Here is a 22,093-nt window from a genome sequence, read left to right as displayed (position 1 = left end):
AGTGGGCAGAGCGTCGGGGGCCGATGGGAATGCCCAGGCAGCCGCACTCCAGGCGCGCTGGTGGGCGTTGGCGTTTTCCCCCCTCCCAGCCTCCCCCACAAGGGGGGAGGAGTTATCTGCGCCTAAGCCACCGGCGCCACCGTGTCCGTGTGAATCTGCCGCGAGCCCTCGCCGCCCTGCCCCTTCAGGAGCGGCATGACGAGTTCACCGAAGCGACGCGCCTCCTCCAGGTGCGGGTAGCCGCTGAAGATGAAGGAGGAAAAGCCCATCGCCTCGTACCGCCGAATCTTGGCCGCCACCCCCTCGGGGCTGCCGATCAAGGCGACGCCCACACCGCTGCGGGCCATGCCGACCCCTGCCCAGAGGTTCGGCTCCACGAGCAGGTTGCCCTCCTCCAGCCCGCGCAGCATCTCGATCTGGCGCAGTTGGCCCACGCCGTCCACATGCTTGTAGCTCTCCACGAAGGCCCGGCGCACCTCGGGGTCCACCCGCGAGATGAGGCGTTCGGCGGCCTGCCACGCCTCCTCTTCGGTCTCGCGCACGATGACGTGCGTCCGCAGGCCGTAACGGAGGGCGCGGCCCGTCTCCGCCTCCAGCGCCCGCATCTGGCCCATGCGCTCCGCCAGCATGTCCTCCCGCTCGCCCCACATCAGGTACACGTCGGCAAGGTCGGCAGCGATGCGCTGGGCGACGGGTGAGGCGCCCCCAAAGTAGATCGGGATGGGCTGCACGGGCGGCGGGTCCAGCACCGCGTTCTCGAAGGCGAAGAGATCCGAGCGGTAACTGACGGGCGGCGGCTGGGTCCAGAGCTGGCGCAGGATCGTCATGAACTCGCGCGTCCGCTCGTACCGCTGGGCGTGCGGCTCGAAGTCGCCGTACATCGCGTTCTCGGCGGGGCTGCTTCCCGTCACGATGTTCACCCGCACCCTCCCGGGAAAGAGGTTTTGCGCCGTGGCGAGCATTTTCGCGTACATCGCCGGGTGGAACATGCCGGGCCGCACAGCGATCAGCAGGCCGGGGTCCGTCTGCGCCGTCCGTGCCAGGGCCGCCACCGCCGCCGTGTAGTTCTCGTGCTCGGAGTGGTAATTCGTCGCCGTCAGCAGCGCCGTAAACCCCGCCTCGCCCGCCGTCGTGATCAGGCTGGAGATGTAGGGCAGCGTGGGCCTGCGCGGCGGCTTCTCCCTGGTGCCGATAAACTCGCCGTCGCGGGAGAGCTGGAGGAACCAGAGGAATTCGGATTGGGAAGGTTGGGTCATAGGAGCCTCTCTAGCGAGCGGGTTCTGATGCTTTTCTCCCTCTCCCCTCGTGGGAGAGGGCCGGGGTGAGGGGGCGTGTGACCACCTTCAGCGCCTGCAAGATGGCTTGCCTCGTCTACTGGCCGCGCCGCAGGTCGTGCCCGTTCACCCCCTCCCAGCCTCCCCCCTCAAGGGGGAGGGGCAAAAATGCAAAAGCTTGGGCAATTTTGCTCCCTCCTCACGCCTTCACCCCCCCCGCCGTCAGCCCCGCCACGAACCGCTTCTGGAATATGGCGATCAGGACGACGATGGGCACGACCGCGATCACGACTGCCGCGCTGATCAGCGGCCACGGGAACGCGAACTCCCCCTGGTACAGCGTCACGCCGACCGACACGGTGCGCATGTTGAGCCGCGTGTTGAAGCTCAGCGCCAGCAGGAACTCGTTCCACGAGTTGACGAAGACGAGGAGCGCCGCCGTCACCACGCCGGGCAGGCTCAGCGGCAGCACGATACGGGTCATCGCGCCGATGCGGGTGGAGCCGTCCACCATCGCCGCCGATTCGAGGTCACGTGGGATGGCGCTGAAAAAGGCGACGAGCGTGAGGACGGCGACCGGGAGACTCAGCGCCGCGTAGGGGAGGATCAGGGCGGGATAGGTGTTCAGCAGGTTCGCGCTCCGCATCAGCCGGAAGAGCGGCACGAGCAGGCTGACGACGGGCAGCATGGAAAAGGCGACGACGAGGGTCAGCAGCAGCCCCCGCGCTCGAATCTCCAGCCGCGCCAGCGCGTAGGCGGCAGGAACGGCGACGACCACGCACAGCAGGGTGCTGAGCAGGCTGACGATCAGCGAGTTCATGAAGAAGGTGCCGAACGGCTGCTCGGAGAACACCCGCGCGTAGTTGGCGATGTCGGGCTGGGAGGGGAGGTACTGCACTGGGAACTTCTGGAGTTCCCCCTCGTTCTTCAAGCTGGTCAGCAGCATCCACACGAGGGGGAAGAAGCCACCGAAGACGAGCAGGGCGAGCCCGAGGCCACGTCCAAGTCGTTCGCCCGTGTTCAGGCGGGGAGCCTGTTCGTCCACCTCAGCCCTCCCCGCCGCGCACGAAGCGCACGTAGACGAGGGTGACGGCGAGGCTCACCCCGAAGAGGGCCACGGAGAGCGCCGCCGCGTACCCGAAGTCCAGAAATTCGATGCTCGTGCGGTAGATGTAGACGCCTAGGGTTTCGAGAAGCCCCTGCGCCGGAGCCTGCTGAATGAAGGTGTACGGGATGTCGAACACCTGCACGGCGCTGATCGCCCGGAAGATAAAGGCCACCGCGAGACTCGGCCCCAGCAGCGGCAGGATCACCCGCCAGAAGGTCTGCACCCGGGTCGCCCCGTCCACGTCCGCCGCCTCCGTGAGTTCGCGTGGAATGCCCTGGAGGCCGCCCAGCACGATCAGGGCGACGAAGGAACTCGTCTTCCAGACAATCGTGACCACCATCGCCACGACCGCCAGCCCCGGCGTGGAGAGCCAGCGCAGGGGTTCGTTGATGATTCCCGCCCGCACCAGCACGTCATTGATCACCCCGTACTGCCCGTTGAACAGCCAGGCGAAGATCAATCCGGTGATGACGGGCGGCATCGCCCACGGCAGCAGCAGGGCCACCCGCGCCAGCCCCCGCACTCGACTGGGCGTGTGGGCCAGCAGCGCCATCGGGATGCCCACGAGGAAGGAGCCCCCCACCGTCAGCACCCCGAAGAAGAGGGTGTTGCGCAGGGCGGCCAGGAAGCGCGGGTCCTGAATCATCTGCACGTACTGCTTGAAACCGACGAAGGGTGTGCCCGCCCACGGCTCGGTCAGCTTGTTGACGAACAGGCTGTCGCGGAAGGTCGTGAGCATGGGGAAGAGCAGCACGCCGCACAGCAGCAGGGCGGCGGGGGCGAGGAGCAGGGCGGCGAGGGGGCCGTCCCCCCTCACCTGGCGGCGCGTCCGGGCGACGGGGGGCTTGCTGAGCTTTCCGGCCTCACTGCGCAAGGCAAGACCTCACTTCAGCACGCCATCGAGGTCGCGCTGCATGTCCTTCAGGGCGGCGTCCACCGTCTTGCTGCCCGCCACCGCCGCCGACACGTTGTTGCGGACGATCTCCGAGACGCGCGGGTAAGCGGGCGACACGGGCCGGGGCCGCGCGCCGGTCACGATGCGGTACAGGTCCTTGAAGTGCGGGTTGGCGGCGAGGACGGCGCGGTCGTTGTAGAGGCTGGCGCGCACGGGGAGGTACGCGCCCTTGACCGCCAGCTCGCGCTGCACGTCGGCGCTCGCCATGAACTGCACGAGCTTCGCGGCGACCGCCTTGTTCTTGCTGTAGGCGCTGATCGCCCACTCCCAGCCGCCGGTGCAGGTCGCGCTGGGGTTCTTGCCGAAGGCGGGGAGCGGCGCCACGCCCACGTCGCCCTTCACCCTGGTGGGCTGCGGGCTGTTCCCCTGGAAGTGCGCCCAGGCGTAGCTCCAGTTCAGGCCGAACAGGACGTTCCCCGCCTGGAACTGCTGGCGCGAGTCGTCGGTCTTCATCTCGGAGCTGGCGGCAGGAGCAAGTTTGGTCTTCACGGCGTTCACCAGGAAGCCCAGGCCCTGCCGCCCTGCCGGACTGTCCACCACCTGCGCGTTGCCGCCCGCGCCCCATAGCGTCTCCAGGAAGTTGCAGACCGTGCCCTCGATGGGCGCCCCCTGGAAGTTCAGGCCCTGGAGGTTCCCGCCCTCCGCCTTCTGGATACGCGCGGCGGTGGCGGCGAGTTCGTCCCAGGTGCGCGGCACCTTCGCCCCGTACTTGGCGAGGAGGTCCTTGCGGTAGTACAGGAACTGCGCGTCCGTGAAGGCGGGCATCGCGTAGAGCTTGCCGCCCACGGTCGCGGCATTGATCGGCCCCTTCAGGAAGGCGCGCAGGTAGGCGTCCTTGCTCGGGAGGTAGGCGTCCAGTGGCTCGGCCCACCCGGCGGTGGCGAAGGTCGCGGTCCGCACCACGTCGATCAGGAACACGTCGAGGCTGGGGTCCCGGGCGGCAAGCACGGTCGTGAGGTACTGGTTCTGCGCCTCGCTCGTCGCGCCGCCCGTCTCGATCTTGACCACGACGTTCGGGTTCTGCCGCTCAAAGCGGTCGAAGATGGGCTGGAAGATCTCGGGGCGCTGCTGGCTGCCCATGAACACGGTCAGGGTGGTGGGCGCGGCGCTGGCGGCTCCGGCGAGGGCGAGGAGGGCGGTCAGGGTGAGGCGGGTGCGCATGGAAGAACCTCCGGTGGGGTGGGCCTGGGCCCGGCGTGGAAAGACGACCGACTTGATCAACCTTGGGGGACGGTGAGGCCGCCCCGGGGTGCGGGGGTCGGGCTGTGGCAGGCGGTTCCCCCAGAGTAGAGCGTGACTGCCCCGCGCTCCAACTCCCGTCTGCCTCCGGGCTCAGAGGTACGCCAGCGACCACTCCGCCTGCCCGTGCCTCGCCCCGGCTTCGAGCAGGGCGAGACCGCCAGGCGCGGTGTCCCGGCGGAGGGGAAGCCCGGCGGCCAGCGCCTCGAACTCCTCCAGGGGCCGTTTGGCCGGGGCGTGGACCACCTCCGCGACGGCGCCCTCCCGCACCTCGTACACCGCCCCATACACCTGCCCGCGCCGGGCGCCCTGGGCCACGGCGACCCGGCCCCCAGGCACCTCCCCCCCCGGGCCGCGCACCAGCCCCTCCAGGGTGGACACGCCGAGAACGGGCACATTCCACACGCGGCCCAACCCCAGCGCGTAGCTCGCGCCCACCCGCACGCCCGTGTACGAACCCGGTCCGGTGCCGATCACGATTCGCTCCGCCCGGAAGGGCAGCCCGGCCTCCCCGAAGAGCGAGCGAGTGGCGTCCGCGAGGCGTTCGGCGTGCGCGCGGCCCACCTCCTCGGAGAAGTGCCGCTCTCCCCCCGGCCACCTCACGGCCAGGGTCAGGAAGGGCGTGGCGGTGTCCAGGGCGAGGGTGACGGAGGGGGCGCCGGGCATCGCGGGCATTCTAGGCCCGGCCGCTTTGTCACCCCTCCAGGAACGTGCGGTTTGCCTCGATCAGGCCCGGCCCGGCCCGGTGGTATGGTGATCGCATCATGACGAACATCGCCAAGGGGCTCGAAGGCGTGCTCTTCACAGAGAGCAGACTTACCTTCATCAACGGGACGGAGGGCATCCTCACGCACCTGGGCATTCCGATCCAGGAGTGGGCGGAGAGCAGCTCCTTCGAGGAACTGTCCCTCGCCCTGCTCGACGGCAAGCTCCCCACGGGCGCCGAGCTTGCGGCCTTCGACGCCGAACTCAGGGCGAACCGCGCCCTGACCCCGCAACTCCTGGAGGTCATCGCCGCGATGCCCCGGGGCGTCCACCCCATGCAGGCGCTGCGCACCGCCGTCTCGTACCTCGGCCTGCTCGACCCTCAGGCGGAGGAGACGACGGAAGAGGCCCGCCGCGCGATATCGGTGCGGATGATCGCCCAGTTCGCCACCGTGATCGCGGCGATCCACCGGGCACAGCAGGGCCAGGAGGCAGTGGCTCCCCGGCAGGACCTCACCCACGCCGGGAACTTCCTGTACATGCTGACGGGCAGGGAGCCCAGCCCCGAGCAGGCCCGGCTCTTCGACATCGCCCTCGTGCTGCACGCCGACCACGGCATGAACGCGAGCACCTTCACGGCGATTGCCACGAGCAGCACCCTCAGCGACATGTACTCCTGCATCACGTCGGCCATCGGGGCGCTCAAGGGCCCGCTGCACGGCGGCGCCAACGAGGCCGTTATGGACATGCTCGACGAGATCGGCACGCCCGACAAGGCCGCCGAGTACATCACCGGCAAGCTCGACCGCAAGGAAAAGATCATGGGCGTGGGGCACCGCGTCTACAAGTACTTCGACCCGCGCTCCCGGGTGCTGCGCGACTACGCCGAACACGTCGCCAACAAGGAGGGCAAGAGCCGCTACTACCAGATTCTCGAAACCATCGAGAAGACGGTGGTGGACCGTCTCGGCTCCAAGGGCATCTACCCCAACGTGGACTTCTACTCGGGCACGGTGTACTCCGACCTGGGCATCGAGAAGGAGTACTTCACCCCGATCTTCGCCCTGGCCCGCATCAGCGGCTGGTGCGCCTCGGTGATCGAGTACACGCGCGACAACCGCCTGCTGCGCCCCGACGCGGTGTACACGGGCGCGAGCGACCAGCATTACGTGCCCATCGAGCAGCGCGGCGAGCAGGAGTTGCAGCGGGCTGAAGGCTGAAGGCAGGGGGCAAGAAGCGAAGGGCCGGAGCGATCATGCCCCGGCCCTTGCCTTTTGCGCTGGGTGCTCTCCGCCTGGCTCCTACGCGCTCATCCCCTTGCTCCCGTGCAGCGTCCGCTCCACCGCCTCGGTGACCTCGGCCTCGAAGCGGCGCAGGTGCTCGCGCAGCCGCTCCAGCTCGCCTGCGCCGAGGTCGCGCAGCCACAGCACGGCGCGGCCCAGCACGGCAAAAGTGAGGGGAGCGTCGTCGTCCGTGTCCTCGTCGTCCACGGGGTCGAGGTTCAGCGAGCCGTAGTCGAGGCCCTGGTTCATCAGGTTCATGCCCATCAGGATGTCGGGCAGCGAGTCCTCCTCGACGTACAGGTCGAGGTCGAGGTGCAGCCGCACGATCACGCCGCCCCGGTGGTCCGCGTCGGCAAATAAGGCCACCCGGCTTTCCCCATTGCGGACAAGCGCGCCGTCCTCGACCGTCTCGACGGCCATGCCGCTCGCCTGGAGCGCCCGCACGATGCGCTGAAGTTCCGTCATGCGGGCGAGTATAGAGCGGACCTTGAGGGGCAAAACGGCGGGGCGGCACCTTGGGAGGGAGTGGCCCCCGTTGCCCTCACCCGTGGTACACCCACGCCCCGCCCTGCCACGTCCGCGCCAGTTGCCCCAGCAGGTGCAGGTGCTCGGCGTGCGCCAGCGTCTCGGCGAGGGCGAAGCGGCGCCCGGCGGTGTTCAGGTCGCGGGGGAACATGGCGAGGCTCAGGCGGTAGGCGTCGCGGGGCTCGTTCTTCGCCTCCTCGCGGATGAAGTCGAGCCGCTCGTGGTGGTGCCCCCGCAGTTGTCGGGCGCGGGCCTGCACCCCCTCCATCACCGGGCCGTGGTGCCCGACGACCGCCCGGGCGGGGTTGAGCGCCTCCAGCTTGCCGAGCGTCTGGAGGTAGTCGCCCAGCGGATCGGGCCGGGTGTAGGCGTAGAGCCCCACGTTCGGGCTGATGCGCGGCAGGATGGCGTCTCCGGCGATCAGCACGCTCTCCTGCTCGTTCCACAGCCCCAGGTGCCCGTCCGCGTGGCCGGGAAGCCACAGCACCTCCCACTCCTGACCTGCCAGGGAGATGTGCTGGCCCTCGCGCAACGGCTGGACGCGGCTCGCCGGGTGGACGCGCGCCTTGCCCCGGCGGCTGTCGAGTTCGAGAGTCGCCAGCAGTTCGGGGGGTAGGCCGTGATCCGCCATGTGTTTGATGTGGCCGGGCAGCCACTCCTCCCACAGGTGCCAGTACCGCTCGCCGCGCCCGATCTCCACGTCGAGCATCTGCACCGCCGCGCCGCTGCGCTCCTCCACCACGCCCGCCAGCCCGTAGTGGTCGGGGTGGTGGTGCGTCACGATCACCCGCTCCACGTCCGGCCAGTGCAGGCCGAACGCGCTCAAACCGTCCTCGATGGCCTGCCGCGCCTCCGGCGTGTCGAGCGCCGTGTCGATCAGGGTGACGGGGCCCTGCCGGGGCGCGTCGATCAGGACCGTCACCGTTTTCATGGGGTAGGGGATGGGCACCTGGAGGGCGTGCAGGGTGCCGACCACGGGGGTCAGGGCAGGGGCGGAGGCGGTCATGGGAGGAGGCTACCACCGGCCCCGGCCTGGAGGACGCCTACCCCAGGGTCAGCGGCTCGGCCCTCACTCCGCCTGTTCCGTCCGGATGCAGCCACGCGCACGCCACCGGCAGCGAGAAGCGGCGCGGGCCGACCGAGCCGGGATTCAGGTACGTCACGCCGCCCCGCTCCTCCAGCCTCGGCCGGTGGGTGTGCCCGCTGACCACCACCCGGATGCCCGCCGCCTCGGGGGACAGGTCGAGGTCGTTCAGGTCGTGCAGGAGGTAAATGCCGACCCCCTCAAGCTCGACGAGCAGCGTTTCCGGCAACTCGGAGAGGGGCGGCACGCGGTCCACGTTTCCCCGCACCGCATGGACGGGACCGGGGGCGGCCTCCCACAAAGCCGCCAACACCTCCGCCCTGCCCACGTCGCCCGCGTGCAGCACGGCGTCCGCCCCCCGCACCAGGGCCAGCACCTCCGGGCGCAGCAGGCCGTGGGTGTCGGAGAGGATGAGGACGCGCATGGGGGGAGTCTAGAGGGTGAGTGGTTCGTGGTCATTGGTGAGTGGAAAAAGAAAGGCCGACGCCCGGGCTCCAGCCTCCCGTCCCCACCGACCACTTCCTACTCACCACTGACCAAGAAAAACGCCCCCCGGCGAGGAGGGCGCGTGAGGCAAGGAGGCGACGTTTACAGACGGCGCTGGATCGCCTGGAGGCTGGGGCTGTCGGCCCAGGCCTGGCCCTGCTGCACGTAGCGGCGGGCGGTGTCGCGGTCGCCGCGCTGGAGGGCGATGTAGGCGAGCTTGGCGGCGCTGAGCGACGCGAGCTGCTTTTCCTGATCCGTCAGGTTGCCCAGGCGGCTCCAGGCGTTGTAGGCGTTGATCCACCACTGGGTCTTGGTGTAGAGCTGCGCGAGGTACGCCTGGTAGTCGCGGTTGGTGGCCTCCTGGTTCGCCGCGTAGAAGGCGTGGGTCACGGAGGCCTTCCAGAGGGTGCGGTCGAAGAAGGGCACCGGGTAGGCCACGTCCGCCTGCACCGCGAGTTCCTGGGCGCGGGTGAAGTTCTCGGTCGCGCTCAGGGTGGTGGGGTCGACCTCACTGGCGGGCGCGGCGGTCGTGCTCTGGGTCGTCGTGCCCGTCTGGGTCGTGCTCGTGTCGGTGGTCGCGGGCGCAGTGGTGTCGGTCTGCGTGGTGCTGGTATCGGTCTGGGTGGTGCTCGTGTCGGTCTGGGTCGTGGTGTCGGTCGACGGCGTCGTGGTGTCCTGCGCGGCAGCGAGGCCAGCGAGCGCGAACGCGGTCAGCATGAGAATCTTTTTCATAGCGACTCGCATCTTAAGACGCTAGCCTGGCGAGCGTCCACCGACCCCCTTGCCCTGTAAAGGGCCCGTAAAGGGACTGTAAAGGAGCTTACCTTCACATGAGGAAAACCCTCTCACTCACTCTCGTCCTGCTCCCCCTCACCGTTTCCGCCGCCCTCGCCCAGCCTGCCGGGACGGCGCCGCAGGTCACCCCGCTGGGCGACCTCAAGGTGGTGTCGAGCGTCGCCGTCACCGAGGGCGGCGACCTGATCTTCGTGGGCTCCGACGCCCATGTCCACCGCACCGACGCGGGCGGCACCGAGCAATGGAACTTCGCGGTCGGCGACCTGGGCCGCGCCCACCCGGTCGTGACCCCGCAGGGCACCGTGATCGCCGCCTCGTACGACGATCAGGTGTACGCCCTCGACCCCACGGGCAAGCTGCTGTGGAAGACCAAGCTCGACGGCGACCTCTTTGCCAGCCCCGCCCTGCGCCCCGACGGCAGCGTGATCGTCGCCACGGCGGGGGGCACCGTGTACGCGCTCTCGCCTCAGGGCCAGATCGTCTGGACCTTCAAGGTGGGCTCACCCGTGTTCAGCAGCCCGGCGGTCGCGGCGGACGGCACGATCTACTTCGGCGGGCAGAACAACTCGCTCCACGCCCTGACCCCCGACGGCAGGCTGAAGTGGGCCTTTCGCGCCGGGTCGACCGTCTTCAGCAGCCCCGCGCTCGACGCCCAGGGCAACGTCTACTTCGGCTCCAGCGACCGCCGCGTGTACTCGGTCGCCCCCGACGGCAAGCTGCGCTGGGTGCGCCCGACCGGCCTCTTCGTGAACGCCAGCCCCATCGTGACGAGCGGGAACCTCGTGGTCGTCGGCAGCTACGACGGCAACGTGTACGCGGTGAAGACGAGCGGCGAGGACGCCTGGGTCTACCCGGCGGGAGCCCCGGTCGCCGCGTCCGCCGCCGAACTCAGCGACGGGACGCTGGTGGTGGGTGACCTGAACGGCACCGTCCACGCCGTCGGCCCCACCGGGCAGGGCCTGTGGAAGATCGAGACCGGCAAGAAGATCGACACGCCCATCGCCGTGAGCGACCAGGGCACCCTGTACTTCTCGGGGGAGGGCGGGGCCCTCAGCGCCATCCAGAAGCAGCGCCCCCTCGCCGACGGCCCCTGGACGAGCTTCCGCAACGTGCCGACCGGGTGGGGCCGGATGCTGACGGCCACCGAGGCCGGGGCCCGCACCGCCGCCAAGCGGGCCGCCGCGACCGCCGTGCTCGCCGGGGGGCCCGCGCGTCCGGGCACGCCCACCCCTATTCCGCCCACTCCGGTGAGTCCGCCCACGCCGCCCGCCCCCGTGACCCCGCCGCCTGCGCCCACCCTCACGCCCGAGCAGTACGCGCAGGCGGCCGTGCGGAGTGCCCGCACCCTCGACGGCCAGGTGTATCTGCCTCTGCGGGAGCTGACGGGCGCCCTGGGCACCCCGATCCGGCTTCTGACCCCGCGCACCGCGACGCTGACGCTGCCCCTGGGAAGCGGCGTTCAGGCCGCGCTGTCGGGCGTGCCCGTGCCCGTGCGTTACGTGAACCGCGCGCCCTTCGTGCCGCTCGCCGCGCTGGCCGAGTTGCCCGGCGTCACGCTCGCCGCCCGCCGCGCCGCCGGGGTGGCCGTCACTCTCGCGGGGCGCACCGTCACCCTGCCCCTGAACGTGCCCGCGCTCACCCCCCTGCGCGGACAGCCGGAGTACCCGGCGCTGATTCGCCGGGGAGGCTGAGGGAGGCGGGGCCGCGTTCCCGGCCTGGACGCGGCCCCTCGCCTGCGAACCTGGGATCGCCCGAGGTCGGGCGACGAAGAAACCCGCCGTGACAGGCGGGCTTCTTCTTGTCCTGGTGGTGGGGGACAGCCTGAACCTGGCAGCCGGGTTCAGGCCGTCAGGGGCTTCGAGCGCGTGTCCTTCCAGATGCCGCGACTTCCAACCTGAAGGGTCCCGGCGCGGGGCGGGGGCCTGGGAGCGGAAAGGGGACGTGTGGGTCCGGCGGGACGGAGGGGGAGGGGGGTTGACACGGGGAGCCTCAACGGTAGGTGTCCACGAACGCGGCAACGTCGAGCGTGCCCGCGCCGAGTTTCGTCTTGAAGATCGGGTCGAGGTTGGCCCTGGCCGTGGCGCACAGGTCGGTGACCAGACGGGCGGGGCTGGAGGGGCCCGCCGACAGCGCCAGGGCCAGCGCTCCCGCCACGGCGGGAGCGGCGAAGGAGGTCCCGGTCGCGCGGACCAGCCGGTTGTCGGGGAAGGTGGTGAGCACCTCCTCGCCGGGAGCGGTCAGGCTCATGTTGACGCCGTAGCTCGTGAAGTCCGACTTGTACAGCCCCGGGCTCACGCTGCCCACCGCCAGCAACCCGCTGTCTGCCGGAAAGGTGGCGCTGTTCACCTTCCGGGCGGGGTAGACCATGCCCTCCGTTCCGCTGTTGCCGCTGGAGGTCACCACGAGCACCCCCTGGGCGAGGGCCCCGGCGATGGCCGTGTTCAGGGCGGTGGAGTCGGTGGTGGAGCCCAGCGAGAGGTTGACCACCTTCGCGCCGCTGGCGACGGCCCGGTCGAGGGCCTGCACCACCCGCGACATGGGGGCGCTGCCATCGGGGCTCAGCACCCGCAGGGGCAGGACCTTCGCGTTCGGGGCGACCTGCAAGACGATGCCCGTCACGGCGGTGCCGTGCCCGTACTTGCCGTCGCCGAGGAGGGCGTGTTCCTCCTGTGGCAGCGCGTCCCCGTCCACGAAGTCCCACCCGGCGGCGGCGTCGACTCGGCCCTGGAGCAGAGGGTGGTTCAGGTCCACGCCGGTGTCGAGCACGGCGACCTTCACGCCCTGACCCCGCTCGGGAACGAGCTGCTGGGCCTGCGGCAGCCCGAGGGCGTTCCAGTACGCGACGGCGCGGTTCCAGTCGGTTTCGGGCAGGATGTTCGCGCCCGCCGCCCAGCCCGTGATCCCCGCCGCCCAGCCGGTGATCCCGCCCGCCCAGCCCGTGAGCCCCAGCCCGTCCGCCCGGGGGTCGCTCGGCGCGCTGAGGACCACGTCGGCCTCGAACTGCACCGAACTGACGCCCAGGGTCCGCAGGCTCTGGCTGTTCAGGCGTGCTCCGGCCGCCCGGCCGTCCTGCCCGGTCACCGAGAGGATGGCGTACCCGCCCGCCGGGTTGAAGCTCAGCATCCGTGCTCCCGGCATCGCGCCTTGGAGCGCGTCGCGAGTCACCGACGATTCGATCCGCAGGGTGGCGATCTGGTCAGCCCCGCCCGTCGCTGCGGCTTCGCCCTCCGTGGGAACAGGCGCCCGCGTGCCACACGAGGTGATCGCCAGAGTGGTCACCACCAGCGCGAGACAGGATAGGGTTCGGGCTTTGATCTGCATGGGCAATCCTCCTTGAGCCGGGCGATGGGCTCCCCGGGCCCACGTCTTCACTGAGGAAAGTCTGGGCGCAGTGTGTGACTCCCCCGTGACTCCCCGGCAGTGCGGTCACGCCCCCCAGCGGGTGGTCCTGACCCGCCTACGAACCCCCTTCCGGGCCCACGGTCTGGCCTGGCTGTTCACAGAACTGTCATATGGAGGGTCAGCCGGAAGCCAAAGCCCCGTACCCAGGCGCCCGCGTTTACCCGGCTACGACGCGCCGGGGGAGGAACCGAGCCCCCTCAGGACGGACCGGCGCAGACCCTGTCCCGACCGGAATGCTTGGCCTGGTAGAGCCGCTCGTCGGCGACCGAGATCAGCCGCTCGTGGTTGGGCACCTGCGCGGCGGCGGCGACGCCGATGGAGAGGGTGACCCTCAGGTGGGGGTGAATCCGCGACCAGTCGAAGGCGTGGACGAGTTCCCGGACCCGCTCGCAGAGGCGCTGGCCGTGGCTCAGCTCGGTGCCGGGGAACACCAGCAGGAATTCCTCCCCGCCGTAGCGGCCGACGGCGTCCGTGGGCCGCACCGCCTCCCGGAACAGCCCCGCGATGGTGCGCAGCACCTGATCCCCGACGAGGTGGGAAAACCGGTCGTTGATCCCCTTGAAGTGGTCCACGTCGGCCATCGCCACGCACAGCGGCCGCCCCTGGACCCGGCTCTGGAGGAACTCGTGTTGCAGCAGGCCCTCGATGTGGCGGCGGTTGAACAGCCCGGTGAGGCCGTCTTCGGACAGTTGCCGCTCCAGCAGCCGGGACTGCTCCTCCAGCATGTTCACCAGATTGCTCTTTTCGCTGTTGACCCGCTCCAGCGCCTCGTTCGCGCTCGCCAGCTCGATGGTCCTCAGGCGGTAGATCCGCGCCTCGGCCTTCGCCCGCTCCACGTCGAGCTGCGTCATCAGGGCGCGGGTCCTCAGCGCCACCTTGTCGTCGAACAGCTCACGCTCGACCTCGTGGTGGCGGCGGTACAGCTCGAAGGCCTCCTGGTGGCGGCCTTGCAGGGCACACAGCTCGGAAAGCCCCAGGTAGACCTGCATTTGCAGGTCGCGCACCTCCAGTTCCCGCGCCTGCGCGAGCGCCGTCTCGTACGACCGGCGGGCCTGGGCGAGGTCCCCGGCCCGGTGGAGGACGCCGCCCAGCTCGAAGTGGTGCCAGGCCGCGTGGGAGGCCAGGCCCTCCGCCCCGGCGTCCCCGATGGCGCGCGTGAGCAGGGCCTTGCCCATCTCCAGGTCCCCGAGGCGGGCCGCCGCCTTGCCTGCGGTCGCCAGCGCGAGGTTCATGACCGGGAGGTGGCGCGACTGCTCGGCGGCGTCCACGGCGGCCTGCGCCGAGCGGGAGGCCAGCTCGATCTCCCCCCGGTCGAAGGCGATGTTCGCCTGGGTGTTGAGCGCCTGGGCCTGCGCGCCCAGTTCCCCCAGCGTGCGGTAGAGGGCCAGGCTTTCCTCGACGAGTTGCCGGGCCTTGTCGAGGTCGCGGGCCTGGTAGCTCAGTTTCGCGAGGTTGTGCAGGCAGTGGGCCTCCCGCAACCGGTCGCCCTCCTCGCGCGCGATCCGCAGCACGACGGCGAGGTGGTCGGTGGCCTTTTCGGGGTCGTTCAGGCTGTTGTACACGCCCGCGATCAGGTTGGCGCAGTCCGCCTGGAGGAGCCGGTCGCCCGTCAGCACGGCGAGGTCGAGCCCCTGCGAGAGGTGGCCCAGCGCCTCCTCGTACGCGCCCTCCACGAACCGGTAAAAGCCCAGGGTGCGGGAGGCGGCGCCCAGCATCCCCTCGTTCGCCGCCGCGCGGGCGAGTTCCAACGCCCGTTCGGCGAGCCCCGCGCCGGTCTTCGGGTCGCTTTGCCGGATGGCCCACGCCCGCTCCAGCAGCTCCTGGCCCTCCTGGTGTTCCGGGGAGAGGGGGGCGGGCCGGGGGACCTGGACGGGGGGCAGGGCCCGGGGCGAGAGCAAGGGGGCGAGCGACGTCTGGTTGCTGGCGACGAGCGCGAACAGCCGGTCCACGATCTCCGCGTCGAACTGCACCCCCGCGAGGCGCCGAATCTCGGCCAGCGCGTCCTCCACCGGCCAGGCCTCCTTGTAGGGCCGCTCGCTCGTGAGGGCGTCGAAGACGTCGGCGACCGCCACGATCCGCCCGGTGACGGGGATGGCCGTGCCGCTGAGCCCGCGCGGGTAGCCGCTGCCGTCCCAACGCTCGTGGTGCGTCAGGGCGATCTCCTCGGCCATGCGCAGCAGTTTCGACGTGCTGCCCTCCAGCACCTTGGCCCCGATGACCGTGTGCAGCTTCATGCGCTCGAACTCCTCGGGGGTGTAGCGCCCGTCCTTGAGCAACACGTCGTCGCCCACCCCGATCTTGCCGATGTCGTGCAGCCGCGCCGCCCAGCGCAGCAGGTCCACCTCCTCGGGCGGGAGGCCCAGCGTCTGCGCGAGCCACGCGCTGAGTTCCCCCACCCGGCGGGTGTGCTGCCCGGTGCGGTCGTCGCGGTACTCGGCGGCCATGCCGAGCCGGGTCACGATCTCGATCTGCACGGCCTCCAGCTCGGCGCTGCGCACCCGCACGATCTCCTCGGCCTGCAACCGGGCGTGCTGGGAGGCGTCCCCGATTTGCCGGTACACCTCGGCCTCGCGCCGGGCCCGCTCCGCCTCGAAGCGGGCCGTCAGCGACCGGGCCTGCCGCTCGCTCTCCTCGGTAAAGAGCCGGCGCTCCAGGTCCCGGAAGGCGCGCAGGTGCGGGTACGCCTCGCCCTCGCGCCCCAGCGCCTCCAGCCCGGTAAAGAGCGTCTCCAGGATCGTGAGCCGGGAGGCGTGCAGCTCGTGGGCCGAGGCCAGGTCGAGGGCTGCGCGCAGGCTGGCCCCGGCGGCGTCCGCCTCTCCCCGCCGGAAGCCCAGCCGCCCCAGGCTGAGCAGGGCGCCCACCCGGCCCTGCACGTCCCCGGCCTCCTCGGCCCAGAACAGCGACTGGCGAAACATCGTCTCCGCCCCTGCCCCGTTCCCGCGCTCCAGGTGCACCTGCCCCAGGTCGTCGTACAGGTCGGTGAGGTGCTGGGTGAGGCTGTGCCGCCGCGCCCGCTCGATGGCGCGCAGCAGGGTCTCGGTCGCCCGGTCATGGTCGCCGAGGTCCTTGGCGGCCAGCCCCAGCATCCCCAGGGCGCCCAGCTCCGTCTCCAGGTCGCCGCAGCACCGCGCGGTCTCCAGGCCGGTCTCCAGGAAAGGGAGGGCCTGCGCGGCCTGGCCGAGCGTGAGGAAGGTGTGGCCGATATTCACGCTGCACGCCGCGCGCAGCTCACCCGGCACCTCCAGGTACTGCTCGCCGAGCTGCTGGCACTGGTACAGCGCCGCGAGCGCCTCGGCGTGCGCTCCCAGGTTCGACCACAGCATCCCGATGTTGTTCAGGCACTCCGCCTGTCCCACCCGGTCGCCGTCCCGGGCCCGCAGCTCCACCTCGCGCCCCTGCGCCTCGACCGCCGCGTGAAATTGCCCGCAACGCTGGGCGGCGGCGGCGAGCAGGGAGAGGGCCTGCATCTCCCGGGCGTCCTCGCCCGCGCCCCGCGCCGCCGCCGCGTAGGCCCGGGCCGCCTCCACGAGGTCGGCGTCGTGTCCCCCGGCGATGAGTGCCGCGCAGCGGGCCGCGTGCCCGGCGAGGTCGGTGCCCCCCGGAAGGGGCGCGGACGTCCCCGCCGGGGCCCCTTCCGGGAGGGCCGGGTCATCCCTGCGGGGCACGGGGCCTCCCTTCGTGCGGGGCGCCGGGCAGCCCGGGCGCGAGGCGGTCGAGGGCCAGCCTCAGCAGGTCCGAGGTGGTGTGGGCGTCCTCCGGGCAGCTCACCTGCGAGGTGCACAGCTCCAGCGGGAAGGGGGCGTGGCGCGCCAGTCCCGCCAGCACGGGACGCAGCCGCTCCCGCCAGCCCTCCAGGGCCTGCGCGGGGGTGGGGGCCGCCTGCGGGGGAAAGCGCAGCAGCACCGCGAAGGTCGCGCCGTTGAGCCGGTAGACCCGGTCCTCGGCCCGGCGCGTCTCACGCAGCGTGGCGGCGAGTCTCAGGATCATGTCGTTGCCACCCGCGTAGCCTACCGTGGCGTTCAGCGAGCGGATATTGGCGATCTCCACGAGGGCCAGGCCGAACCCCGTCCCGTGCCGGGCGCTGTAGGCCACCTCGCCCGTGAGGTCGGCGAGGAACGCCTGGCGGTTGCCCAGCCCGGTGTCCTCGTCGGTCAGGGCGGCGGCTTCCAGCGCCTCCAGGTACAGCAGGCGCGAGAGCGTCAGCGTGACCGACCCCACGGCGGTGGGCAGCAGCGGGCTCGCCTCGCCCGGTCCCGGCGGACGCCCCGCCTCGTCGAAGGGGTGGAGGGTGACCTCCTCGCCGCCCGCCTCCAGGTGAAGGGGCAGGTCCGCCGGGTGCCCGGGGTCGGGGAGCGTGCCCGGCGTGCCGTCCGCCCGGAAGCAGGCGGGCGCCCCGCCGCGACCCGGCAGCCACGCCGCGCAGGCGTTCGTGCCCGCCAGCCGGGCGAGCACCGGGAGGCTGACCGCGAGCAGCCCGGCGACGCCACGGGCGCGCTCCAGCCGCCGCGACAGTTCATTCAGGGTCTCGTGCTCGGCCCCCGCCCGCGCGAGGGCCTCGGTGCGGCGCTGCACCCGCCGTTCGAGTTCGGCGTTCAGGGCCTGCAACTCCTGCTGGGCCCGCACGCGCTCCCCCGTCTCCAGGCATAGCCGCAGGGCCGAGTTCACCAGGGCGGCCACGGCCTCGAGCTGGGCGCGGGCCCCGGCGTCCCAGACGGTGCCGGGTTCCGCCAGGGCGGCCAGGGTCGCCCAGTGCCCCACCCCCGGCCCCACGAGGGGCAACAGGGCGGCGGCCCGGGGACGCGCCCACCCGCCCACCCCGAGGTAGACCGGGCCGGTCGCCTCCGGGACGGGGAGGGCGCCCCAGTCGGCGCGGTCGTCCCCGCACGCCTCCTGGACTTCCCAGCCCGCGCCCGCGCCCGCCGACGGCGCCCTCAGCACGGCCACGGCGGTCACGCGCAGGGAGCGGGCCAGGACCGCCTGGACCTCGCTCAGCACGGCCCGGGGTGTGCTCGCCCCCAGGACCCGGCGCCCCAGGTCGAGGAGGGTGCGGGCGTCGGCCGAGAGGTGCGCGAAGTGGGGCAGGGCCTGCCGCCCGTCGGGCCGCTCCGGGCGGCGATACCCACCGCCGCGCACCGTCTCGATCACGTCCTCCCGGAGTTTGCGGCGGATGCGCTTCACGTACACGTCCACGATCCGGTCGTCTCCCTCGAAGGACACGCCCCAGACCCGCTCCACGATCTCCGCGCGGCTGAAGAGCCGCCCCCGGTGGCGCGACAGCAGGTCGAACAGGGCCTGCTCGCGGGCGGTCAGGGCTCCGGGAGTGCCCAGCCGGCCGCGCCCGCTCACGTCGGCCTCCGGGAGGGAAGCCGGGTCGGGTGTCGGGGATGGAAGGGGAGGAGAGGTTCGTGGCATAGCGGCGTGTGGGCAGTTCCCCAGGGCTCAGCGGCCCCCCGGGAAGAGGAGCGGATGTGAAGTTCACCTCACCCGGGTATCTTGTCAGCCGTCCACTTACAGACTTCTCTCAGACCTCCCCCGGCGCTTCCCCCACCGCATGAAGGGTGGGGCCGCTCTCCAGACACGACGAAAACGAAAGACCCGCACCGATAGTGCGGGCTTTTCCCTGGTGGAGTCGAGGGGGATCGAACCCCTGACCTCGTCATTGCGAACGACGCGCTCTCCCAGCTGAGCTACGACCCCGTTCCCTTGCCCCCGAAGCGGGCGAGAAGGAATTTAGCATGGGTCTTTCCACCCTGCAAGGGGGCCGGTGTGGACGCCGTCACCTCGCCCTGGGGGGTCCGGGGGGTACACTCCGCCCCATGACGAGCCTGACCCCCGAGGCCACGCCCACCGAAGTTCTCGGCCAGCCCGGCGCGGGTGAGCAGGGGGGCCGCTTCGCCTACAAGTTCGGGCAGGAGGGCATCACCTTCGACGACGTGCTGCTGCTGCCCCGCCACTCCACGGTCCTCCCGCACGAGGTCAACGTGGAGGCGCAGCTCACCCGCCGGGTGCGGCTCAACATCCCCTTCGTCTCGGCGGCGATGGACACGGTGACCGAGACCGCGATGGCCGTGGCGATGGCGCGCGAGGGCGGGATCGGCGTGATTCACAAGAACATGTCCGTGGACGCCCAGGCCGAGATGGTCCGCAAGGTCAAGCGGTCGGAGAGCGGCATGATCGTCGATCCCATCACCCTGCCCCCCCACGCGACGGTCGGGGACGCCGAGCGGTTGATGGGCGAGTACCGGATCAGCGGCGTGCCGATCACCGACCCGGTGGGCAGGCTCCTCGGCATCATCACCAACCGCGACCTGCGTTTCGTGGAGGACTCCTCAACGCTGGTCCAGGACGTGATGACGCGCGAGAACCTCGTTACCGTGCCCGTCGGCACCACGCTGGAGGAGGCGCAGGAGATTTTCAAGCGCCACCGCATCGAGAAGCTGCTCGTGACGGGCGAGGGGGGCTTCCTGAAGGGCCTGATCACCATCAAGGACCTCACCAAGCGGGTGAAGTACCCGCGCGCCGCGAAGGACCACCTCGGCCGCCTGCGGGTCGCCGCCGCCATCGGCGTGGGGGCCGACCTGATGGACCGCGCCGGGGCCCTCGTCGCCGCCGGGGCCGACGTGCTCGTCCTCGACAGCGCGCACGGCCACAGCCAGGGCATCCTGAACGCGCTGACAAGGGTGAAGGATCATTTCGATGTGGACGTCATGGCGGGGAATATTGCGACGCGGGCGGGAGCGAAGGATTTGATCGCGGCGGGGGCGGACGCGGTGAAGGTGGGCATCGGGCCGGGGTGCTTCGCCGCCGGGACTCGCGTGTTGATGGCAGGCGGGTATTACAAGAACATCGAGGACGTGAAGGTCGGCGACTGGGTGCTCAACATGCACGGACAGCCGGTGACGGTGGTGAACTCGTGGTGTACCGGCATCCGTGAGGTGATTGCGGTGCGGCACGTCCACGCCCCCCGTGAGACGCTGGTGACTCCAGATCACCGCTACTGGGTGGGCGACCTCAGCACCGTGAGCGCCGCAAGCGTGACAGCCGAGGGATACGCCTCCTCGCTCTCCCGACCCACACGTCTTGGTGAAAGCAAGCTCAGGTGGAAGGCCGTCGGCGAGGCGCAGGGCGACGTGTTCCTGCTGCCCCGCCAGCTCCACTTCGAGCTGCCCGACTCGCTGGAGATCAATCTGGGGAACTTCGCCGTCCGGCGGGGGCAGCTTGAGCGGCGATATCAGACGCAGATTCGGGAGAGCTACGATCTCGGTTACCTGTTCGGCACTTTCTTAGGGGACGGCCACGCCTTCATCAACCACAACGGCAGCGAGACCCGCACGGGTTCGGAGATCGGGCGGGTGTCCTGGTACTTCTCACACGAGGAACGGGAGATCGCCGACAAGCTGGCCGCGTGTGTCGAGCAGGTGACGGGCGTGCGGCCGACGCTCAAGGTGGACGGCAACCTCATCAACGTTTACCTGTATTCCCTCCCCTGGGCCCGACTCCTCTCTCAGTTTGGCAAGCGGGAGCACAAGACATTGCCCCATGCCTACCTGGCGAAGAACCCCGAGTACCTGCGCGGCCTCAAAGACGGCCTGATCGACAGCGACGGCTATATTGCCGCCGACGGTCGCCACTGCTTCGTGAACACCTCGCGCGAGTTGCTGGAACTCTTCGGGCTGCTGTGCCACCTCACGGAGGGCAGCCTGCCCAACATGTACGTCGAACCCGGCAACCTCGGCGGCCTTCAAGGGGTCAAGGACGAGATGTTGGACTCCTACCGCGCCCGTCTCAACGTCTCGCACGCCGCCCGGCAGCTTCCCGACTACAGCGTCGTCAAGCCCCTGTCCCGACGCGACTTGACCCTCAGCCTGCCCGTCTACGACATCGAGGTGGACTGCCCGACTCACAGCTTCATCGCCGACAACGCGGTCGTCCACAACAGCATCTGTACCACCCGCGTCGTCACCGGCGTCGGCGTCCCCCAGATCACCGCCATCTTCGAGGCCTCCGGTGTCGCGCTGGAGGCGGGCGTCCCCGTCATCGCCGACGGCGGCATCAAGCAGACGGGCGACGTGCCCAAGGCCATCGCCGCCGGGGCGAGCGCGGTGATGATGGGCTCCATGCTCGCGGGCACCGACGAGGCCCCCGGCGAGGTTGTGCTGCGTGACGGGCGCCGTTACAAGAGCTACCGGGGCATGGGCTCCCTCGGCGCGATGGACCAGGGATCGAGCGACCGCTACTTCCAGTCGGGCAGCCGCAAATTCGTCCCCGAGGGCATCGAGGGCATCATCGCCTCCCGGGGCAAGGCGGGTGAGGTGCTGTACCAGTTCGTCGGCGGCCTGAGAAGCAGCATGGGCTACTGCGGCTCCCCCGACCTGGAGACCCTGCAAGGCACCGCCCAGTTCGTCCGCATCACGGGCGCCAGCCTGATCGAGAGCCACCCCCACGGGGTCACGATCACGAAGGAGGCGCCGAACTACGGGGGGAAGTAGGCGTCTCGCGGTGCGTGACTGGGCAGCGGCCGTGCCCACTCCCGGCTGTGCGCCCCCCAGCAAACATGTCGGAGGCTGACGGCAATCCGCTCTACCCTTCGTCTATGGCCGAAATCTTGTTCTTCCACCACGCGCAGGGTCAGACGCCGGGCTTCCTCGCCCTCGCCGAGGAGTGGCGGCGGGCCGGGCACGTGGTGCACACGCCCGACCTCTACCACGGCCAGAGCTTCGACACCCTGGAAGCGGGCCTCGCCTATGCCCGGGAAATCGGGTTCGACCATATTCTTGAAGCGGGCGTGCGTGCGGCGGACGACTTGCCCTCCGAGCTGACCTACGCCGGGCTGTCGCTGGGGGTGATGCCCGCGCAGAAGCTGGCCCAGACCCGCCCCGGGGCGCGGGGGGCCCTGCTGGTTCACGCCTGTCTGCCGGTCTCAGAATTCGGCGACCAGTGGCCTGCGGACGTTCCCGTCCAGATTCACGCGATGGAAGCCGACCCCTCCTTCGAAGAGGACGCGGAGGCAGCCCGGTCGCTCGTCGAGTCGGTGCGTGGGGCGGAGTTGTTCCTGTATCCGGGGAATCAACACCTGTTCACGGACCGCAGTCTGCCCGCGTATGACGCCGGAGCCACCGCACTCCTCCTGCAACGTGTGGAGGCCTTTCTCGCAGGGCACTGATGACCCCGCCCTTTCCCGGGCGCTGTTCACGGCCGGTGGGCCACTACCGCCCGGGGGAGCCGGGACGTGGGCGG

16 protein-coding genes and 1 tRNA gene are annotated in these 22,093 nt (G+C 70.6%); 4 read left to right on the top strand and 13 right to left on the bottom strand.

Annotated features, from left to right (window positions below):
• Positions 1-122 precede the first annotated feature (122 nt).
• From DAETH_RS10225 to tsaB, 5 genes are all read right to left on the bottom strand, one after another.
• On the bottom strand, positions 123-1,256 hold the full coding sequence (locus DAETH_RS10225) for an LLM class flavin-dependent oxidoreductase (RefSeq protein ID WP_264774797.1): 1,134 nt from the start codon (positions 1,254-1,256) through the stop codon (positions 123-125).
• A gap of 217 nt (positions 1,257-1,473) precedes the next feature.
• On the bottom strand, positions 1,474-2,319 hold the full coding sequence (locus DAETH_RS10220) for a carbohydrate ABC transporter permease (RefSeq protein ID WP_264774796.1): 846 nt from the start codon (positions 2,317-2,319) through the stop codon (positions 1,474-1,476).
• A gap of 1 nt (position 2,320) precedes the next feature.
• Positions 2,321-3,256, bottom strand: a complete 936-nt coding sequence (locus DAETH_RS10215; protein ID WP_264774795.1) for a carbohydrate ABC transporter permease — start codon at positions 3,254-3,256, stop codon at positions 2,321-2,323.
• A 9-nt stretch (positions 3,257-3,265) separates the two neighbouring features.
• A complete protein-coding gene (locus tag DAETH_RS10210; protein WP_264774794.1) occupies positions 3,266-4,498 on the bottom strand; it encodes an ABC transporter substrate-binding protein in 1,233 nt (410 codons plus the stop codon).
• A 171-nt stretch (positions 4,499-4,669) separates the two neighbouring features.
• Entirely contained in the window at positions 4,670-5,242 is a 573-nt protein-coding gene (gene tsaB / locus DAETH_RS10205; RefSeq protein ID WP_264774793.1) for a tRNA (adenosine(37)-N6)-threonylcarbamoyltransferase complex dimerization subunit type 1 TsaB, read from the bottom strand.
• Between the two features lie 98 nt (positions 5,243-5,340).
• Here tsaB and DAETH_RS10200 point away from each other — a divergent pair, with 98 nt between their 5' ends.
• Positions 5,341-6,501 carry a citrate/2-methylcitrate synthase gene (locus tag DAETH_RS10200; RefSeq protein ID WP_264774792.1) on the top strand — a complete coding sequence of 387 codons (1,161 nt, stop codon included), beginning with the start codon at positions 5,341-5,343 and terminating at the stop codon, positions 6,499-6,501.
• 81 nt (positions 6,502-6,582) lie between these two features.
• Here DAETH_RS10200 and DAETH_RS10195 read toward each other — a convergent pair whose 3' ends face one another.
• The 4 genes from DAETH_RS10195 to DAETH_RS10180 all read right to left on the bottom strand — a co-directional run bounded on the left by DAETH_RS10195 (position 6,583) and on the right by DAETH_RS10180 (position 9,391).
• Complete coding sequence (locus DAETH_RS10195; protein WP_264774791.1) at positions 6,583-7,029, bottom strand: hypothetical protein; 447 nt, start codon at positions 7,027-7,029, stop codon at positions 6,583-6,585.
• A 76-nt stretch (positions 7,030-7,105) separates the two neighbouring features.
• On the bottom strand, positions 7,106-8,095 hold the full coding sequence (locus DAETH_RS10190; protein WP_264774790.1) for an MBL fold metallo-hydrolase: 990 nt from the start codon (positions 8,093-8,095) through the stop codon (positions 7,106-7,108).
• Positions 8,096-8,132: 37 nt separating this feature from the next.
• The gene (locus DAETH_RS10185; protein ID WP_264774789.1) at positions 8,133-8,597 is read right to left on the bottom strand and encodes a metallophosphoesterase family protein; all 465 of its coding nucleotides are present in this window, start codon (positions 8,595-8,597) and stop codon (positions 8,133-8,135) included.
• A gap of 164 nt (positions 8,598-8,761) precedes the next feature.
• Positions 8,762-9,391 carry a hypothetical protein gene (locus tag DAETH_RS10180; RefSeq protein WP_264774788.1) on the bottom strand — a complete coding sequence of 210 codons (630 nt, stop codon included), beginning with the start codon at positions 9,389-9,391 and terminating at the stop codon, positions 8,762-8,764.
• 98 nt (positions 9,392-9,489) lie between these two features.
• On the opposite strand from DAETH_RS10180, the gene DAETH_RS10175 reads away from it, so the two are divergent.
• Complete coding sequence (locus DAETH_RS10175) at positions 9,490-11,145, top strand: outer membrane protein assembly factor BamB family protein (RefSeq protein ID WP_264774787.1); 1,656 nt, start codon at positions 9,490-9,492, stop codon at positions 11,143-11,145.
• 298 nt (positions 11,146-11,443) lie between these two features.
• Here the strand turns inward: DAETH_RS10175 and DAETH_RS10170 are convergent, their stop codons facing one another.
• The 4 genes from DAETH_RS10170 to DAETH_RS10155 form a co-directional block, all read right to left on the bottom strand.
• Positions 11,444-12,775, bottom strand: coding sequence for a S8 family serine peptidase (locus DAETH_RS10170; protein WP_264774786.1), 1,332 nt, complete (start codon positions 12,773-12,775; stop codon positions 11,444-11,446).
• A 278-nt stretch (positions 12,776-13,053) separates the two neighbouring features.
• Positions 13,054-16,521 (bottom strand): diguanylate cyclase, encoded by a 3,468-nt coding sequence (locus DAETH_RS10165; RefSeq protein ID WP_264774785.1) that lies wholly within the window; start codon positions 16,519-16,521, stop codon positions 13,054-13,056.
• Entirely contained in the window at positions 16,505-18,202 is a 1,698-nt protein-coding gene (locus DAETH_RS10160) for a winged helix-turn-helix domain-containing protein (protein WP_264774784.1), read from the bottom strand. The genes DAETH_RS10165 and DAETH_RS10160 overlap by 17 nt, the downstream gene beginning before the upstream one ends.
• 275 nt (positions 18,203-18,477) lie before the next feature.
• Positions 18,478-18,553: transfer RNA gene (locus DAETH_RS10155), tRNA-Ala, on the bottom strand.
• 119 nt (positions 18,554-18,672) lie between these two features.
• Between DAETH_RS10155 and DAETH_RS10150 the strand changes: the two genes are divergently transcribed.
• Positions 18,673-21,345: an IMP dehydrogenase gene (locus DAETH_RS10150; protein ID WP_264774783.1), complete on the top strand. Its 2,673-nt coding sequence runs from the start codon at positions 18,673-18,675 to the stop codon at positions 21,343-21,345.
• A 104-nt stretch (positions 21,346-21,449) separates the two neighbouring features.
• Entirely contained in the window at positions 21,450-22,019 is a 570-nt protein-coding gene (locus DAETH_RS10145) for a dienelactone hydrolase family protein (RefSeq protein WP_264774782.1), read from the top strand.
• The last annotated feature ends 74 nt before the right edge of the window (positions 22,020-22,093 follow it).

The sequence above is a fragment of the Deinococcus aetherius genome (assembly GCF_025997855.1).
Classification (GTDB): Bacteria; Deinococcota; Deinococci; order Deinococcales; family Deinococcaceae; genus Deinococcus; species Deinococcus aetherius.
The sequence above is the reverse complement of the archived record's forward strand: the minus strand, read 5'-3'. Positions and strand labels throughout refer to the sequence as shown.

Coding starts and splice junctions, on each gene's coding strand:
- DAETH_RS10210 (WP_264774794.1), bottom strand. CDS start 4,498: ATGCGCACCCGCCTCACCCTGACCGCCCTCCTCGCCCTCGCCGGAGCC.
- DAETH_RS10190 (WP_264774790.1), bottom strand. CDS start 8,095: ATGACCGCCTCCGCCCCTGCCCTGACCCCCGTGGTCGGCACCCTGCAC.
- DAETH_RS10170 (WP_264774786.1), bottom strand. CDS start 12,775: ATGCAGATCAAAGCCCGAACCCTATCCTGTCTCGCGCTGGTGGTGACC.
- DAETH_RS10145 (WP_264774782.1), top strand. CDS start 21,450: ATGGCCGAAATCTTGTTCTTCCACCACGCGCAGGGTCAGACGCCGGGC.
- DAETH_RS10185 (WP_264774789.1), bottom strand. CDS start 8,597: ATGCGCGTCCTCATCCTCTCCGACACCCACGGCCTGCTGCGCCCGGAG.
- DAETH_RS10180 (WP_264774788.1), bottom strand. CDS start 9,391: ATGAAAAAGATTCTCATGCTGACCGCGTTCGCGCTCGCTGGCCTCGCT.
- tsaB (WP_264774793.1), bottom strand. CDS start 5,242: ATGCCCGGCGCCCCCTCCGTCACCCTCGCCCTGGACACCGCCACGCCC.
- DAETH_RS10195 (WP_264774791.1), bottom strand. CDS start 7,029: ATGACGGAACTTCAGCGCATCGTGCGGGCGCTCCAGGCGAGCGGCATG.
- DAETH_RS10175 (WP_264774787.1), top strand. CDS start 9,490: ATGAGGAAAACCCTCTCACTCACTCTCGTCCTGCTCCCCCTCACCGTT.
- DAETH_RS10150 (WP_264774783.1), top strand. CDS start 18,673: ATGACGAGCCTGACCCCCGAGGCCACGCCCACCGAAGTTCTCGGCCAG.
- DAETH_RS10225 (WP_264774797.1), bottom strand. CDS start 1,256: ATGACCCAACCTTCCCAATCCGAATTCCTCTGGTTCCTCCAGCTCTCC.
- DAETH_RS10200 (WP_264774792.1), top strand. CDS start 5,341: ATGACGAACATCGCCAAGGGGCTCGAAGGCGTGCTCTTCACAGAGAGC.